The 15,649-nt window shown below is 63.9% G+C and carries 16 protein-coding genes; 4 read left to right on the top strand and 12 right to left on the bottom strand.

The window, feature by feature from the left end; genetic code table 11:
- Window positions 1-19 precede the first annotated feature (19 nt).
- The gene (locus tag LB565_RS17920; RefSeq protein ID WP_224586244.1) at window positions 20-724 is read right to left on the bottom strand and encodes a helix-turn-helix transcriptional regulator; all 705 of its coding nucleotides are present in this window, start codon (window positions 722-724) and stop codon (window positions 20-22) included.
- A 126-nt stretch (window positions 725-850) separates the two neighbouring features.
- Here LB565_RS17920 and LB565_RS17915 point away from each other — a divergent pair, with 126 nt between their 5' ends.
- Complete coding sequence (locus tag LB565_RS17915; RefSeq protein WP_224586243.1) at window positions 851-1,486, top strand: LysE family translocator; 636 nt, start codon at window positions 851-853, stop codon at window positions 1,484-1,486.
- 21 nt (window positions 1,487-1,507) lie between these two features.
- Here LB565_RS17915 and LB565_RS17910 read toward each other — a convergent pair whose 3' ends face one another.
- From LB565_RS17910 to LB565_RS17880, 7 genes are all read right to left on the bottom strand, one after another.
- Window positions 1,508-2,599, bottom strand: coding sequence for a 3-deoxy-7-phosphoheptulonate synthase (locus tag LB565_RS17910; RefSeq protein ID WP_224586242.1), 1,092 nt, complete (start codon window positions 2,597-2,599; stop codon window positions 1,508-1,510).
- 198 nt (window positions 2,600-2,797) lie between these two features.
- Window positions 2,798-3,592: an SDR family oxidoreductase gene (locus LB565_RS17905; protein WP_224586241.1), complete on the bottom strand. Its 795-nt coding sequence runs from the start codon at window positions 3,590-3,592 to the stop codon at window positions 2,798-2,800.
- Window positions 3,593-3,623: 31 nt separating this feature from the next.
- On the bottom strand, window positions 3,624-4,616 hold the full coding sequence (gene iolG / locus LB565_RS17900; protein WP_224586240.1) for an inositol 2-dehydrogenase: 993 nt from the start codon (window positions 4,614-4,616) through the stop codon (window positions 3,624-3,626).
- An 82-nt stretch (window positions 4,617-4,698) separates the two neighbouring features.
- Complete coding sequence (locus LB565_RS17895) at window positions 4,699-5,469, bottom strand: ATP-binding cassette domain-containing protein (RefSeq protein ID WP_095768022.1); 771 nt, start codon at window positions 5,467-5,469, stop codon at window positions 4,699-4,701.
- A 2-nt stretch (window positions 5,470-5,471) separates the two neighbouring features.
- Window positions 5,472-6,548, bottom strand: a complete 1,077-nt coding sequence (locus LB565_RS17890; RefSeq protein ID WP_224586239.1) for an ABC transporter permease — start codon at window positions 6,546-6,548, stop codon at window positions 5,472-5,474.
- Window positions 6,549-6,737: 189 nt separating this feature from the next.
- A complete protein-coding gene (locus LB565_RS17885; protein WP_224586238.1) occupies window positions 6,738-7,679 on the bottom strand; it encodes a sugar ABC transporter substrate-binding protein in 942 nt (313 codons plus the stop codon).
- Window positions 7,680-8,033: 354 nt separating this feature from the next.
- Window positions 8,034-9,065, bottom strand: a complete 1,032-nt coding sequence (locus LB565_RS17880) for a LacI family DNA-binding transcriptional regulator (RefSeq protein WP_224586237.1) — start codon at window positions 9,063-9,065, stop codon at window positions 8,034-8,036.
- A gap of 174 nt (window positions 9,066-9,239) precedes the next feature.
- Here LB565_RS17880 and LB565_RS17875 point away from each other — a divergent pair, with 174 nt between their 5' ends.
- The 3 genes from LB565_RS17875 to LB565_RS17865 are packed head-to-tail and all read left to right on the top strand — an operon-like array spanning window position 9,240 to window position 11,932.
- Window positions 9,240-10,346, top strand: a complete 1,107-nt coding sequence (locus LB565_RS17875) for a fatty acid desaturase family protein (protein WP_224586236.1) — start codon at window positions 9,240-9,242, stop codon at window positions 10,344-10,346.
- A gap of 37 nt (window positions 10,347-10,383) precedes the next feature.
- Entirely contained in the window at window positions 10,384-10,698 is a 315-nt protein-coding gene (locus LB565_RS17870; RefSeq protein ID WP_224586233.1) for a MocE family 2Fe-2S type ferredoxin, read from the top strand.
- Between the two features lie 16 nt (window positions 10,699-10,714).
- Entirely contained in the window at window positions 10,715-11,932 is a 1,218-nt protein-coding gene (locus LB565_RS17865) for an NAD(P)/FAD-dependent oxidoreductase (protein WP_263488531.1), read from the top strand.
- Between the two features lie 31 nt (window positions 11,933-11,963).
- Here LB565_RS17865 and LB565_RS17860 read toward each other — a convergent pair whose 3' ends face one another.
- The 4 genes from LB565_RS17860 to LB565_RS17845 all read right to left on the bottom strand — a co-directional run bounded on the left by LB565_RS17860 (window position 11,964) and on the right by LB565_RS17845 (window position 15,584).
- Window positions 11,964-12,998: a DUF1402 family protein gene (locus tag LB565_RS17860; protein ID WP_411970661.1), complete on the bottom strand. Its 1,035-nt coding sequence runs from the start codon at window positions 12,996-12,998 to the stop codon at window positions 11,964-11,966.
- Window positions 12,999-13,139: 141 nt separating this feature from the next.
- Entirely contained in the window at window positions 13,140-14,450 is a 1,311-nt protein-coding gene (hslU, locus tag LB565_RS17855; protein ID WP_224586227.1) for an ATP-dependent protease ATPase subunit HslU, read from the bottom strand.
- Between the two features lie 5 nt (window positions 14,451-14,455).
- Window positions 14,456-15,055 (bottom strand): DUF2585 domain-containing protein, encoded by a 600-nt coding sequence (locus LB565_RS17850; protein ID WP_224586225.1) that lies wholly within the window; start codon window positions 15,053-15,055, stop codon window positions 14,456-14,458.
- Between the two features lie 4 nt (window positions 15,056-15,059).
- A complete protein-coding gene (locus tag LB565_RS17845) occupies window positions 15,060-15,584 on the bottom strand; it encodes a GNAT family N-acetyltransferase (RefSeq protein ID WP_224586223.1) in 525 nt (174 codons plus the stop codon).
- Window positions 15,585-15,649 lie beyond the last annotated feature (65 nt).

Raw genomic sequence — 15,649 nt, 5'->3', positions numbered from 1 at the left:
TCGCGAGGCCGGCGACGCCTCAGTTGCCGCCGGCGGCCGCGGCGTTGATCTCCCAGCTGTCGACCCAGACCTGCCGCAGCCGGTCGCCTTCGCCCTTGAACCACAGGCCGGTCTCTCGGCAATCCTCGATGCGATCGCTGCGAAAATTGCGGATGGCCTGCCGCAACTCGCACCAGGCGACGATGTTGGCCGTCTCGGCATAATAGATCAGCGCGACCGGGCGGATGATGCGGTCGCTCGCCCGCCCCGCTTCGTCGCGATAGGAGAGGCTGAGCTTCTCCTCGTGGCGGATGGCGCGGCGGACCAGAGCGAGGTCGACGGCGGAAGCGGAGGGCGCGGCAAAGCCCCAGGCATGGAGGGCATTGGCGTCGAGCGTCTGCCGCATGGGCGGCGGCACGGCGCCGGCGATCTTGGCGCCGACCCGTTTGGCGGCCTGCTTGAGCTCGTCGTCGCCGGTGCGCTCGAGCAGCGCCAAGGACAGCACGATCGCTTCCATCTCCTCGATGGAAAACATCAGCGGCGGCAGGTCGAAGCCGGGGCGCAATATGTAGCCGATGCCGCGCCCACCCTCGATCGGCACGCGCATCGCCTGCAGGGCCGCGATGTCGCGATAGACCGAACGCACGGTGACTTCCAACTGCCCGGCGAGCATCGCCGCCGTCACCGGCTTCCTGGCCAGCCGCAGGACCTGGATGATCTCGAACAGCCGCGAGGCCTTGCGCATTTTTTCATCCGACCGAAACGCAACTGACACATCCCCGTCAGTTGGAGTGACCTATAGGGCCGCCTACCCGCTTGAAAATCAACAGATTCCTTTGCGTGCAGGCGGATAATGCGACAGGCAACTGACATGAGCTATGGCGAAAATCTCTGGCTGTTCTTCGTGCTTCTGTTCGGCATCATCGCCGTTCCGGGCATGGACATGCTGTTCGTGCTGGCCAATGCGCTGGCCGGCGGCAGCAACAGGGGCCTGGCCGCGACCGCCGGCATCATGCTGGGCGGTGCAGTGCACACGCTGAACGGCGCGATCGGCGTCGGCCTGCTCATGCATCTCGTGCCGATCCTGTTCACGCCGCTGCTGGTCGCCGGCGCCGCCTACATGGCCTATATCGGCATTTCGCTGATGCGCAGCTCGATCACCGTCGGCGATGACGGGCCCGCGGGGAGCCGCTCGGCCTGGAAGGCGTTTCGGCAGGGCCTGGTCACCTGCCTGATCAATCCGAAGGCCTATCTCTTCATCTTTGCCGTTTATCCGCAATTCTTGAAGCCGGCTTACGGTCCGATCTGGATGCAGGCGACAATCATGGGATTGCTGACGGTCGCCACGCAGGCCGCGATCTATGGCGGGCTTGCCGTCACCGCCGGCCGCAGCCGGGGCCTGCTGGTCGACAATCCGAAGGCGACCATATTTGCAGGCCGCGCAGCGGGGCTGCTGCTGTTTGCCGTTTCGATATTCACGGCCTGGGAGGGGTTGAGGGCGGCGTGATCGCCGCCCTCGCCTTTCCGCTCAAGCCGCGCCCTGACGGCTGGCGAGCATCTCGCGCTTCACCGACCGGCGCCATTCGACGGCGCCGGCGAGGCCATGCAGGACCGTCTCGGTGGTCGCCCAGTCGATGCAGCCATCGGTGATGCTCTGGCCGTAGACGAGCGGCTTGCCGGGCACGACGTCCTGGCGGCCGGCGACGAGATTGCTCTCGATCATGACGCCGATGATGCGCTCGTCGCCCGCAGCGACCTGGCCCGCCACGTCGTGCGCCACCTTGGGCTGGTTCTCCGGCTTCTTGGCGCTGTTGGCGTGGCTGACATCGATCATCAGCCGCGGCGCGACGCCGATGCGGCCAAGCTCGGCAGCGGCGGCGTCGATGCTCGCGGCATCATAGTTCGGCGTGATGCCGCCGCGCAGGATGACATGGCAATCCTCGTTGCCGGTGGTCGCCGCGATGGCGCTGCGGCCGCCCTTGGTCACCGCCATGAAGTGATGCGGCTGGGCGGCGGACTTCACCGCCTCGCCGGCGATCCTGAGATTGCCGTCGGTGCCGTTCTTGAAGCCGACCGGGCAAGAAAGGCCCGAGGCCAGCTCGCGATGGATCTGGCTTTCGGTGGTGCGCGCGCCGATCGCGCCCCAGGCGACGAGGTCGGCGATGTATTGCGGCGTCGTCATGTCGAGGAATTCGGTCGCCGCCGGCAGGCCGAGATTGTTGACGGCCGACAAAACGTTGCGCGCCATGCGCAAGCCCTTGTCGATGTTGAAGCTGCCGTCGAGGTCTGGATCGTTGATCAGGCCCTTCCAGCCGACGGTGGTGCGCGGCTTCTCAAAATAGACGCGCATGACGATCTCGAGCCGGTCGGCCAGGGCCTCGCGCAGCACCGCCAGACGGCTGGCGTAGTCCACGGCGGCGACCGGATCGTGGATGGAACAAGGGCCGACGATGACCACCAGTCGATCGTCGGCCCCCGTGAGGATGGAATGGATGGCGTTGCGCGAGGCGGCAACGGTGCGCGTCGCCGTGAGCGAGTGCGGTATCTCGCGCATTACCTCGTCCGGCGTGGTCAGTACCTTGAGTTCCCTGACCCGAAGGTCGTCTGTGGTGGTCAACACGGCTTTCTGCTCCTGGTTAGGAGACCTGCCGGCTTGAAACAAAAAAGCCGCCAGGTCTGGCGGCTTGTCGGATTTTTGATCTGGAGTTTTCAGATCGAGCGCAATCCTCCCGCCGCCAGCGAGCTGTCATAAAAGTACCAAAACGAGGCGGTCAGGTGGATCATGCGGCCCATATAGTCGATGTGTGGGCGTTTGTCACTACTCCCCGATAACGCCGGCTATGTTCTGATCATAGTCGACGAGGGAGCCGGTCATCACGCCAGCTTGGGGGCTCAGCATATAGGTGATCAGCCGGGCGAGCTGCGCCGGCTTGACCAGTTGGCCCATGGGCTGCGCGGCCTCGGCCTTTTCCAGCCAGTCGTCCGGCGCGTCATGCCATTTCTTCTGCACGATGTCCTCGCCCTCGGTGTCCATCCATCCCGGTAGCACGGCGTTGCAGCGGATACGGTTTTTCCGATAGGAGCCCGCGACATTCTTGGTCAGCGTCATCAGCGCGCCCTTGCTGGTCGAATAGGGCGTCAGGAAAGACTGGCCGGCATGCGCGGACATCGACAGCACGTTGACGATCGAGCCCGGCGCCTTGCGCTCAAGAAGATGCGCGACCAGGCCCTGCATCAGGAAGAAGGGGCCGCGCACATTGGTGTCGAAGATCTGGTCGAACAGTTCCTCCGACGTCTCCACCAGCGAGCCGCGCGCGGAAGTGGCGGCGGCGTTGACCAGCGCGTTCAGCGTTCCGAAGTGCTTGATCGCGGTCTCGACGGCGCGCTTGCAGTCGGCGACCTTGGCGACATCGGCGCTGACGAAGATGACGTCGACGCCGGTCTTCTTCAGCGCCGCGACCGCCCTGTCGCCCTTTTCCTGCGAGCGGCCGATCAGCGCCAGCGCGCGGCAGCCCTCGTCGGCAAGCGCTTCCGCAACCGCGAAGCCGATACCCTGCGCGCCGCCGGTGACGATGGCGCGCGTTTCTGAATTGCGACCGGCCAAACCGCTCATCGCTCTCTCCTGTAATCCGTGTTTCTAACGTTCAATCGATGCGGACGGTCTTGCCCGTCTTGGCCGACTGCAAGGCCGCGTCGGCCAGCTTCAGCGCGATCAGCCCGTCCTTGCCGCTCGGCGCCGCCTTCTTACCGGCAGTTGCCGCGGCGATGAAGGCGGCGATCTCGTTGGCATAGGCATCGATGTAGCGGGTCATGAAGAAGTCGTGCAGCGGCGGACGGGTGTAGCCCTTGTCGTTGGCGAGCTCGATCGACACCGGCCGCTGGTTCTCGGCCGCGACCATGCCCTTGGAGCCATGCACCTCGATGCGCTGATCGTAGCCATAGGTGGCGCGGCGCGAATTGGAGATGACGGCCTGCTTGCCGAAGGCGGTTTCGAGGATGACGCTGACCGAGTCGAAATCGCCAGCTTCGCCGATCTTCTTGTCGACCAGCACCGAGGCATGGGCGCTGACGGCCACCGGCTCCTCGCCGAGCAGGAAGCGCGCCATGTCGAAGTCATGGATGGTCATGTCGCGAAAAATGCCGCCGGAGCGGGCGATGTAATCGAACGGCGGGGCGCCCGGATCGCGCGAGGTGATGGTGACCATCTCGACGGTGCCGATGGCGCCGTCGTCGATCGCCTTGCGGACAGCGGCGAAATGCGGGTCGAAGCGGCGGTTGAAGCCGACCATCAGCGTGGCATTGGTTTTCTCGACCACGGCAAGACATTTTTCGACCCGCTCGACGGAGAGGTCGATCGGCTTCTCGCAGAAGATCGCCTTGCCGGCCTTGGCGAAGCGCTCGATCAGATCGGCATGGGTGTCGGTCGGGGTGCAGATGATGACGGCGTCGATGTCCTTGGCCTGCTCAATGGCCTCGATCGTGCGGACTTCGGCGCCGTAGGCGGAGGCCAGCTCCGTCGCCGCTTTCTCGAAGGCGTCGGCCACGGCCACCAGTTTGGCCTGTGGGTTGGAGGCAACGGCGCGGGCATGCACCTTGCCGATACGGCCGGCGCCGAGAAGAGCGAAGCGTAGTGTCATGGAATGTCCTTCGAGGGTGGGTTTGTAGACGTATCCGCGCCCTCCGGCGCGGACGATTGGTTGGTCCCGTCGCGACGCGCCGTCAGGCGGCCTGCAGTTCCGCCTGTCCGGTCTTGGCGCCGGTTATGTAGGCGACGATGTCGTTGCCGTCGGTGTCCTGCTTGCGCAGGTTGGCGACGATGCGGCCGCGGCGGAAGACGACAATGCGGTCGACCAGGTCGAACACCTGGCGCATGTTGTGGCTGACCAGGATCAGCGGTTCGCCGTTCTCCTTCAACGTGCGGATAATGTTTTCGACCTGCGCGGTCTCCTGCACGCCGAGTGCCGCCGTCGGCTCGTCCATGATGATCAGCTTGGAGGCGAAGGTCGCGGTCCTGGCGATCGCCACGCACTGGCGCTGGCCGCCCGACATGTGGCGGATGGTGCTGGAGAGGTTTGGGATCTTCACCGCCGTGCGGACAAGCGCTGCCTCCGTCGCCTTGCGCATCGCCTTGCGGTCGAGGATGGAGAAGGGGCCGAGGTTGAACAGCACCTTCTCGCGGCCGAGGAACAGGTTCGACGGCACGTCGAGGTCGTCGGCCAGTGCGAGGTTCTGGAACACCGTCTCGATGCCCGCCTCGCGCGCCTCGATCGGGCCGGCGAAGTTCACCTCCTTGCCGTCGAACCAGATCTTGCCGTCGGTGCGCTGCTCGACGCCGGTGATCTGGCGCACGAAGGTCGACTTGCCGGCGCCGTTGTCGCCCATGATGGCGACATGCTCGCCCTTGCGCAGCTCGAAATTCGCCTCCTGCAGCGCGTGCACGCCGCCATAATGCTTGGTGAGGTTTTCGGTCTTCAGAACGATGTCCGACATGGTCAAGCTCCTATCGCGCGGCGGCGCTGGCGCCATTGATCGAGAACGACCGCGCCGACGATGATCACGCCCTTGACCATCTCCTGATAATAGGCGTCGAGGCGCAGGAAGGTGAAGCCGGAAATGATGACGCCGAAGATCAGCGAACCGATGACCGTGCCGATGATCGAGCCGCGGCCGCCCGATAGCGAAACGCCGCCGATGACCGCCATGGCGATGGCGTCCAGCTCGTACATGACGCCCATGCCGGCCTGGGCGGTGAGGTTCTTGGAAGACAGCACCACCGCGGCGATCGCGGCCAGGATCCCGGCGATGGCGTAGACCAGCACCTTATGGTTGGCGATCTTGATGCCGGACATGCGCGCGGCATCCTCGTTTGAGCCGATGGCGTAGCAGTGCTTGCCGTATTTCGTGTAGGTCAAAATGAGCTGGAACAGGATCGCCAGCGAGATGAAGATAACGACGGGCATCAGGCCCTTGCCGATGGCCGCGAAACTTTCGGTCGGGAACGAGATCGGCTGGCCCTTCGACCACCATTTGGCGATGCCGCGCGCCGTGACCATCATGCCGAGCGTGGCGATGAAAGGCGGAATACGCGTGTAGGCGATAAGGAAGCCGTTGATCAGGCCGGCGATCAAGCCGCAGCCGATCGCGACCAGCAGCGGCACGATGACCGGCAGGTCGGTCCAGCCAAAGGCGATGAACATCGCCTTGGGATTGGGATTGCCGTTGACGGTCGCAACCTGGGCGAAGCTCATGGCGATCATGGCGGTGGCGCCGACGATCGAGCCCGAGGAGAGGTCGATGCCGCCGCAGATGATGACCTGGGTGACGCCGATGGCGATGATGCCGACGATCGAGACCTGCAGGATGATGATCTGCAGGCGCTGCTCGTTGAAGAGCCCGGAAACATTCTCGCGGGTGTTGAACAGGAAGCTGTCGCCGAGGAAGACGCGGCCGATCAGCTCGAAGGCGCCGACCAGAATGACCAGCGCCAGGAACACGTTGAACTCGGCCGGCCATGGGCGCTTCTTGGCGTCATAGCTCAGCCCGCCAATGCCATGCGATGTCTGTGACACGTCTTCTTCCTCCGAATGACCGCGCCCGTTCTCCCGCCCGGTCGGGCGGGAGAGGAACAGAGCGGCGCCGCTTCGTCAGCAGCCGATTTCAGCCAGTCCGATGCGTCGCGGCACCACTCCGCGGTTCGTTCTCGCAATCCCATACGGAAAACCGCTGCGCGATTTTTCCCGGAATTGCGCGGGCGCGGCTCAGTTCTTCTTCAAGAACTTGTCGATGTTCGCAGGGGTGACGAGCTGGAACGGGATGTAGACCTTGTGTTCCACCTTTTCGCCCTTGGCGAGTTTCAGCGCGGCGTCGAGCGCGCCCGCGCCCTGGCCGGCCGCGTCCTGGAAGACGGTCACGTCGAGATCGCCCGCCTGCATCGCGGCCAGCGCATCCTGGGTGGCGTCGACGCCGCCGACGACCACCGACTTCATGTCGATATTGGCCGCCTTCATCGCCTGGATGGCGCCGATGGCGCTTTCGTCATTGTTGGCGATGACGCCGTCGAACGGCTTGCCCGACGACAGCCAGTTGGTCATCAGGTTCTGCGCTTCGTCGCGTTTCCAGTTCGAGGTCTGCTTGTCGATGATCTTGATGAAGCTGCAGTCCGGCGTGGCGATCACTTCCTCGATGTCCTTGGTGCGCTGCACCGCGGCCTGGTTGGAGAGCTCGCCCATGATCACATAGACATTGGCTTGCTTCTTGCCGGCTTGCTTGAGCAGGCGGCAGGCTTCCTTGGTCTCGAGCGTGCCGGATTCGGCCTCATTGGAAGCGACAAAGGCCTGGTTGTCAGGCAGCGTGTCGACATTGACCGGCTGGCGGTTGACATAGACCAGCGGAATCTTGGCAGCGGCGGCCGCGTCGGACATGGCCTGCGTGGCCGAGGTGTCGACCGGGTTGACGATGATGGCGTCGACGCCCGAGGCGGCGAAGTTCTTGATCTGGTCGAGCTGCTTGGCGACGTCGTTCTGCGCGTCCTCGACCTGCAGCTCGACGCCGCTCATGCCCTTGGCCTGCGCGATCATGCCGTTGCGCAAAACGGTGAGGAAGTTGTCATCGAAAAGAGCCATCGAAACGCCGATCTTGGCGGCGAAGGCGGATGAACACATCAGCGCCGAAAGCGCGACGCCCAAAAGAAGTTTCTTCATTTTATTCTCCTCCACTTGGTGTCCGGCTGCACCCATTGAACCGGAATCCCCGGTTTGCCCGAGGAATCTCCCTGCGGCCATGCGGCGTCGCCAATTCGATTGGAACGCCTCTTCCTCCGTTCGAACAACCGTTCCGGAACGAAAGAACCAAAAAGCCTAGTTAGTGAAATATTTATTCCATTTCGTTTTGGAAACGTCAAGGGCGATTCCGACCGGGGCGGCCGGTTTTCGATCACTATCGACGTGACCAAGACCAAAAATCGTCGAAACTTGTGCCCGAAGCCGAATGAACCGCGATGAAAGAATCCATCAGTCTGATAGATTCCATCACACAGGTTACATCGCTGTAGGCGCCTAGATGTTTTCCGGCAGATAGATGTCGAAAGGCAGGAAGGTCTGGCCCGGCGCATTGGCAGCGCCGCTTTCGATGGCATGCGCCATCAGCCCGACGAGCTCCCGGCAGAGCGCCGCGAGCGGCGTCGAGATCACCATGGTGAGGATGTTGTCGGCAAGCGCCGCGCGCGAGACGGCGTTGATTTCGTTGCAGATGACGACCGGCATCTCGGCCGGGCGCGCCGTCCGCAGCGCCGAGACCGCGCCCTCCATGCCGCCGCCGGCGATATAGCAGCCGGCAAGATCGGGATGGCGTGCCAGAAGGTCGAGCATGGCGTCATGCGTCACATCGTTGGCCTCGAGGTTGACCAGCGTCTCCATCACGGTGAAGTCCGGCGCATGCTCGCGGAAGAAAGAGCGGAAGCCGATCTCGCGCAGCTCATGGCCGTGGAAGCGGTGGCTGCCAACGAAGAGCGCGACCTTGCCCGGCTTCCTGGCGGCCTTGGCGATCATCCAGGCCGCGCTTCGCCCGACCTTGCGGTTGTCGAGCCCGACATAGCCTTCGCGGATGCCGGCGGCAAAATCCGACAGCAGCGAGAAGACCGGCTGGCCCCTCGCCTTCAGCGTCTCCACGACCGCCGTCAGCGTCGGATGATCAGGGCCGACGACGGCGATGGCTCTCGACTTCGCCGCCAGGCTGCGCATCTGGGCGGCGATCTCGTCGGGCGCCAGCGAGGCGGCGAAGTCGACCGTCGCAACGCCGCGAAAGCGTTGCGATTGCGCGACCGCGAGCTCAAGCTCCCTGGCGAAATCGCCGTAGAAGACATCATTGCCCCTGAGCAGCAGGAAGCCGAGCCAGTATTCCGGCAATTCCTGGCGCATGCGCTGCTTGATCAGCCCGGCAGCGTGATAACCGATCTCGGTGGCGGCGTCGTAGACCCGGCGCGCCGTCTCCTCGCGCACCGGCAGGCGGCTGTTCAGCACCCGGTCGACGGTGGCGACGCTGACGCCGGAGACGCGCGCGAGATCGGTGATGGTCGGCCGCTTTGCCATGAATGCTTCCTCGCTTGTCCGACTAACGATATCTTGTTCTGATAGGAAATGATAGAAACTATCTTCTTGATGTTGAGACTATCAGACCTTGGGGCTATGCTGAAGTCGAAAGTCAGCGATGCGCGAGCCCTGCAGGGTCGGGGCGGTCGCCAAGGCGCTGGCGGAGGAACCTCAATGACGGCAATCACGTCTTCGGCGGCGTCGCCGCGCGACTACAGCCTGACCGGGCGAGACGCCAGGCACGCGGTCGAGAACGGGCTGGCTGCGGCCGAGTGGTATCACACCGAAGTGCCGCGCAAGCAGATGAAGGAGCTGATGCAGCGCTCGGACCAGCCGGCGATCCGCGACACCATCATCTGGCTGACCGCGTTCGTCGTCAGCGCGGCGGGCGGCATCTGGTTCTGGGGCAGCTGGTGGTGCGTGCCGTTTTTCTTCGTCTACGGCACGCTCTACGGCTCCTCGACCGATTCCCGTTGGCACGAATGCGGCCACGGCACGGCCTTCCGCACCCAGTGGATGAACGATGCCGTCTACCAGCTCGCCTGTTTCATGATCATGCGCAACCCGGTGACCTGGCGCTGGAGCCATACGCGCCACCATACCGACACGATCATCGTCGGCCGCGACCCCGAGATCGCCGTCATGCGCCCACCGGACCTTTTGCGCGTGGTGCTCAACTTCTTCGGCATCCTCGACGCCTGGCACGCGATGGTCGACATGGTCCGCAACGCCGCCGGAATCATCAGCGCGGCGGAAAAGACCTTCATTCCCGAGCAGGAACAGCCGAAGGCAATCCGTGTGGCCCGCATATGGCTCACCATCTATCTCGCGACCATCGCCTTGGCGCTCTATCTGCATTCGTGGCTGCCGCTGATGCTGGTCGGCCTGCCCCGCCTCTATGGGGCCTGGCATCACGTCATGACCGGCCTGCTGCAGCATGGCGGCCTCGCCGACAATGTCATCGACCATCGGCTCAACAGCCGCACGGTCTACATGAACCCGGTCAGCCGCTTCATCTACTGGAACATGAACTACCATGTGGAGCATCACATGTTCCCGATGGTGCCCTATCACGCGCTGCCGAAGCTGCATGAGATGATCAAGCACGATCTGCCGGCGCCGACGCCTTCGATCCTCGCGGGCTACCGCGAGATGATCCCGGCCTTCCTGCGCCAGCTGCGCAACGAGGATTATTTCCTCAAGCGCGCGCTGCCACCGACGGCGAAGCCCTACCGGGAAGAGCTGCACAACGACAATCCGGTGGCGGCAGCGGCCGAGTGAGCTGCCCGACTAGCCGACCAGAATTTTGGAGGACGAGATGAGCGACTGGGTCGAGGCCTGCGCGGCCGGGGACATCGACGAAGAGGACGTGATGCGGTTCGACCATGGCGGCCGCACCTTCGCCATCTATCGCAGCCCGGACGACGAATATTTCGCGACCGACGGCCTGTGCACGCATGAAAAGGTGCATCTGGCCGACGGGCTGGTGATGGACGACATCATCGAATGCCCGAAGCACAACGGCCGCTTCAACTACAAGACCGGTGACGCACGCGGCGCGCCGGTCTGCGTCAACCTCAAGACCTATCCGGTCAAGGTCGATGCCGGAAAAATCCTGATCCAGATCGGGTGAGACAATGCAGGCGGGGATGGTGATCATCGGAGCAGGCGAATGCGGCGGCCGCGCCGCGCTCGCTCTGCGCGATCTCGGCTTCGAAGGGCCGCTGACGCTGGTCGGCGACGAGCCGCATCTGCCCTATGAGCGCCCGCCGCTGTCGAAGGAAGCGATGACTGGCGAGACGCCGGCCATCAAGGCGATCGCCACCGACGCGCTTTTCGCCGAGCGCTCGATCCGCCACATCCATTCCGTCAGGGCCGTCGCGATCGATCGTGCCGCGCATGTCGTGCAGCTATCGGACGGCTCTTCCCTGCCATATGAAAAGCTTTTGCTGGCGACCGGATCCGTGCCGCGCAAGCTGCCGATGCCGGGCCCTGGAGGCCGTTGCGTCTATCTCAGGACCTTCAACGACGCTTTGGCCATCCGCGCCCATCTCAGCGCCGGCAACCGGGTCGCTATTATCGGCGGCGGCTTCATCGGCCTGGAGCTTGCCGCCTCGGCACGCAGGCTCGGCGCCGCCGTCACCGTCATCGAGGCGCAGCCGCGCATCCTGATGCGCGGCGTGCCGGCCGAGATCGCCGAGATCATCCACAAGGCGCATGCGGCCGAGGGCGTTACGATCCGCACCGGCCAGGGGATCGCGGCGGTCGCCGACGACGGCAACAAAGTCGCCATCACATTGGCCGACGGGCAGACGATCGTCGCCGATCTCGCGGTGATCGGCATCGGCGCCGTGCCGGTGACCGCGCTTGCCGCCGAGGCGGGGCTGGCGATCGACAACGGCATCGCGGTCGACGGGCAATTGCGCACCGCCGACCCGGACATCTTCGCCGCCGGCGATTGCTGCTCGTTCCCGCTCGCCGTCTATGACGGGCGGCGCGTGCGCCTCGAAGCCTGGCGCAACGCGCAGGAACAGGGGGCCTTGGCCGCGAAGAACATGCTGGGCGCCGGCGAGGCGCATGCCGCCGTGCCATGGTTCTGGTCGGATCAATACGGGCTTACCCTGCAGATCGCCGGGCTGTCCGACGAAGGCAAAAGCATCGCGCGGCGCGACCTCGACGACGGCGCCTTCATCCTGTTCCATCTGGCCGGGGACGGCAGGCTGGTCGCCGCCAGCGGCATCGGCCCCGGCAATGCGGTGGCGCGCGACATCCGCCTGGCGGAAATGCTGATCGCCAAGCGGGCGACGCCAGCGCCAGAAGCGCTCGGCTCGCAAGCAGTCAAGCTGAAGTCGCTGCTGGTGGCTTGATTTTCCCTAATCGCGGGAGGTCGCGCTGCCTCTAGAAAAGCGCCTTCAGCTCATCCAGCTTGTCGTTGACCAGCCAGCCGTAATAGTTCTCCTCGGGCAGCTTTTCGGCTTGTCCTTCGGCGCGGCGCTTTTCGTTCTCGGCCTTCAGCGCATAGGCGCGCTGTTCAGGGTTGCCGACATTGTAGAGCGTCGCGGTCAGGCCTGGATTCTTCGAGATGTCGAAGCCGGCGATGCTGCGATAGGCGTCGATCGACTTCTTGATGGTCGCGGCGACGTAAGGCAGCGTCAGGTCGGGGTCCATGATGGTCTTGTAGACCGTGTTGGGATCATCGACGTCGAGCTTCGGCAGGCCAGAGACCTTGTGCACGAGATCGCTCATCTGCAGCGCGGTCAGTGGGTTCAACTGGCCGAGGCCGAAGGTCTGGCCGGCATAGTAGGGCTGGAAGAAGGTGGCGCCGAAGCGGTCGTTGGGGAAATCCTCGCCGCCCACGGTCTTGCCGCGGAACGAATGGTTCCATACCTGCTCGCGGCATTCCCAGAGATCATAGCTGTCGTCCATGCCGGCGCATTTCTTGAATTCCGGCCGCTGGATGAAATCGCTGACGTCCTCGCCGTGATAGGCAAAGGAAAGCTTGCTCGACAAATAGGAGATCGCCTTGACGTAGTAGGTTTGCAGGCGGTCGTAGGCGTCGACATTGTAGGTATGCTCGCCGACGATGGCGCCGACGATATGCATGGGATCGATGCCGTAGGCCGCGGCCGCCTTCCTGATCTTGCCGCGCAGCTCGGCATCGCTCTGCAAGAGCGCGTAGACCTTGCGGTACTTGGCCTGGAAGGTTGTGTTGGTGGCCTGGGTGCGCCGGCTGGAGGCGCCGGGAATGTCCGGCTGCACGCTGTTGCGGTTGCCTGGGGGCACGATGGTCGCGGCGTCGGCGGTTGCCGCTGCCGTCGCCAAGGCCATGCCGAGAAAAAGCAGGATAAGTTTCTTCATACGCCGCCGCTTTCGAATGCGCGGCAAACTAGGTAAAGCGCATGGCAGAGTCGAGAGAAGGCTTCGAGCTGCCACCAAAAATCGTGGCCAGATGCTTCCATTTGGCCACACTTTGCATTGGAAGGGCGTTTCAGGCCGGCCTGAGCCGGCCCGAAATCGGGGCATCGGAAGGCGTTTCAGGCCGGCTAGAAGGCCGGCCCGAAACCCCGATAGAGCTTAAAGGATGAACCGCGACAGGTCGGTGTTGCGCGACAGGTCGCCGACATGCTTCTCGACATAAGCGGCGTCGATGGTGACCGCCGTGCCGTGGCGGTCCGGCGCGTCGTAGGAAATCTCATCCAGCACGCGCTCCATTACCGTCTGCAGGCGCCGGGCGCCGATATTCTCGACGCTGGCGTTGAGATCGACGGCGATGCCGGCAAGCGAATCGATGGCGTCGTCGGTGAAGGTCAGCTCGACGCCTTCTGTCTTCATCAGCGCGATGTACTGCTTGATGAGGCTCGCCTCCGTCTCGGTGAGGATGCGGATGAAATCCGCCTTCTCCAGCGCGCGCAGCTCGACACGGATCGGCAGGCGGCCCTGCAGCTCGGGCAGCAGGTCCGACGGCTTGGAGACGTGGAAGGCGCCCGACGCGATGAACAATATATGGTCGGTCTTGATCGGCCCATATTTGGTCGCGACAGTGGTGCCTTCGACCAGCGGCAGCAGGTCGCGCTGCACGCCTTCACGCGACGGGCCGCCCGAAATGTCGCTCCTGGCGGCGATCTTGTCGATCTCGTCGAGGAAGACGATGCCGTCGTTCTCGGCCGATTCCAGCGCCCTGCGCACCACCTCGTCCTGGTCGAGCAGCTTGTCGGACTCGTCGTTGACCAGCAGCGCATAGGAATCGCGCACCGTGGTCTTGCGGGTCTTGGTCCTGCGGCCACCCATCGCCTTCGACAGCATGTCGTTGATGTTGAGCACGCCGACATTGGCGCCCGGCATGCCGGGAATCTCGAAGCCGGACATGCCGCCATTGCCGGTGTCGGCCACCTCGATCTCGATCTCCTTGTCGTCGAGCTCGCCGTCGCGCAGCTTCTTGCGGAAGGAGTCGCGGGTCGCCGGGCTCGCCGTCTTGCCGACCAGCGCTTCCAGCACGCGTTCCTCGGCGTTGATCTGGGCGCGCGCGGCGACATCCTCGCGCATCTTCTCGCGCGTCAGGCCGATGGCGACCTCGACGAGGTCGCGCACGATCTGCTCGACATCGCGGCCGACATAGCCGACCTCGGTGAATTTCGTGGCCTCGACCTTGACGAAGGGAGCGCCGGCGAGCCGCGCCAGGCGGCGCGATATCTCGGTCTTGCCGACGCCGGTCGGGCCGATCATCAGAATATTCTTCGGCATCACCTCTTCGCGCATCTGGCCTTCCAGCTGCTGGCGGCGCCAGCGGTTGCGCAAGGCGATGGCCACGGCGCGCTTGGCGTCCTTCTGGCCTATGATGAAGCGATCGAGTTCCGAAACGATTTCGCGGGGAGAAAAGGTGCTCATGTTACTCAAATTCCACTTTGCCACTGCCTGATAAACTCGAACGGATGCAGCAGCATGATCACGTTGAGCGTCAGATTGTCCCGGATGATGTAACCCGTGCCGAGCTCGAAGATGAGCGCCAGGGCCACGATCACCCATATAGGTAGCTTTCGCGCCATCACAAATCCCAGCGCCATGAACAGCGTGTCGGACACCGAATTGATGATGGAATCGCCGTAATAGCTGAGCGAGATGGTGCCGGCGCGGTAGCGCTCGATGATGAAGGGACTGTTTTCCAGGATCTCCCAGCCGCCTTCGATGAGGACGGCGAAGGCGAGCCTTAAGCCCACCGGCGAGCGCGGGAACAGCGCCCAGGCCAGCGCATAGAACAGGAAGCCGTGGATGATGTGTGAGAATGTGTACCAGTCGGCAATGTGCTGGGAATTCTCCGAGCTGTTGACCACGCCTTGCCAGAGCTTGACGTAGCCGCAGGTGCAGATCGGGGGGTGGCCCATGCCGTACAGGGTGCCTGCCTGGAAGACGATCAAAGCGAGCACGAGCAGCAGGCCCATGCGCCAGCTGTCTTCATAGGCCGAAAGCGTCTTGTCCTCTCCGGATGCGGTCATTGCCTCAGTCCCCCAGATTTTCGTCGTCGTCGGCCGCATCGGCGGCCATCAGAACGACGTCCCCGTATTGCGAATGCCTGCGCCCGATCGGCCTGAAGCCGGCCTTCTCATAGGCGCGGATGGCGCGGCCATTGTCGGGATGCGGATCGATGATGACGCGCGGCGCGCCTTCCTCGAACAGCTCCTCGACGAACTGCCGCACGATGGCCGAGCCATGGCCGACCCCGACCAGTTCCGGCGGGCCGATCGTGAGATCGATGCCCAGCGTGCCGAAGGGCTGGTCGGCATAGGGATGGTCGTCCTCCATATGCGGATCGTAGCTCTGCAGATAGGCGATCGGCCTGCCGTCGAGCTCGACAATCAGCGGCTCCACCGAAACCGAATCGATATGCTCGCGGATCTCGGCGACCTCCTTGTCGGGAGCGTCCCACCATTGGGCGACATGCGGCTCGCGCAGCCAACCGGCGATCATCGGCAGGTCTTTTTCCGTGACCGGCCGAAAATCATATGTATCTGCTGGTTCGATCATGATCTTGTCCGAAAACCGGTGGCCACCTTGCGCTTTCGCGGTCCTTCGGTTCGGGGTCGTGGTCG

Source organism: Mesorhizobium sp. CA14 (assembly GCF_020165195.1).
Lineage (GTDB): Bacteria > Pseudomonadota > Alphaproteobacteria > Rhizobiales > Rhizobiaceae > Mesorhizobium.
The sequence above is the reverse complement of the archived record's forward strand: the minus strand, read 5'-3'. Positions and strand labels throughout refer to the sequence as shown.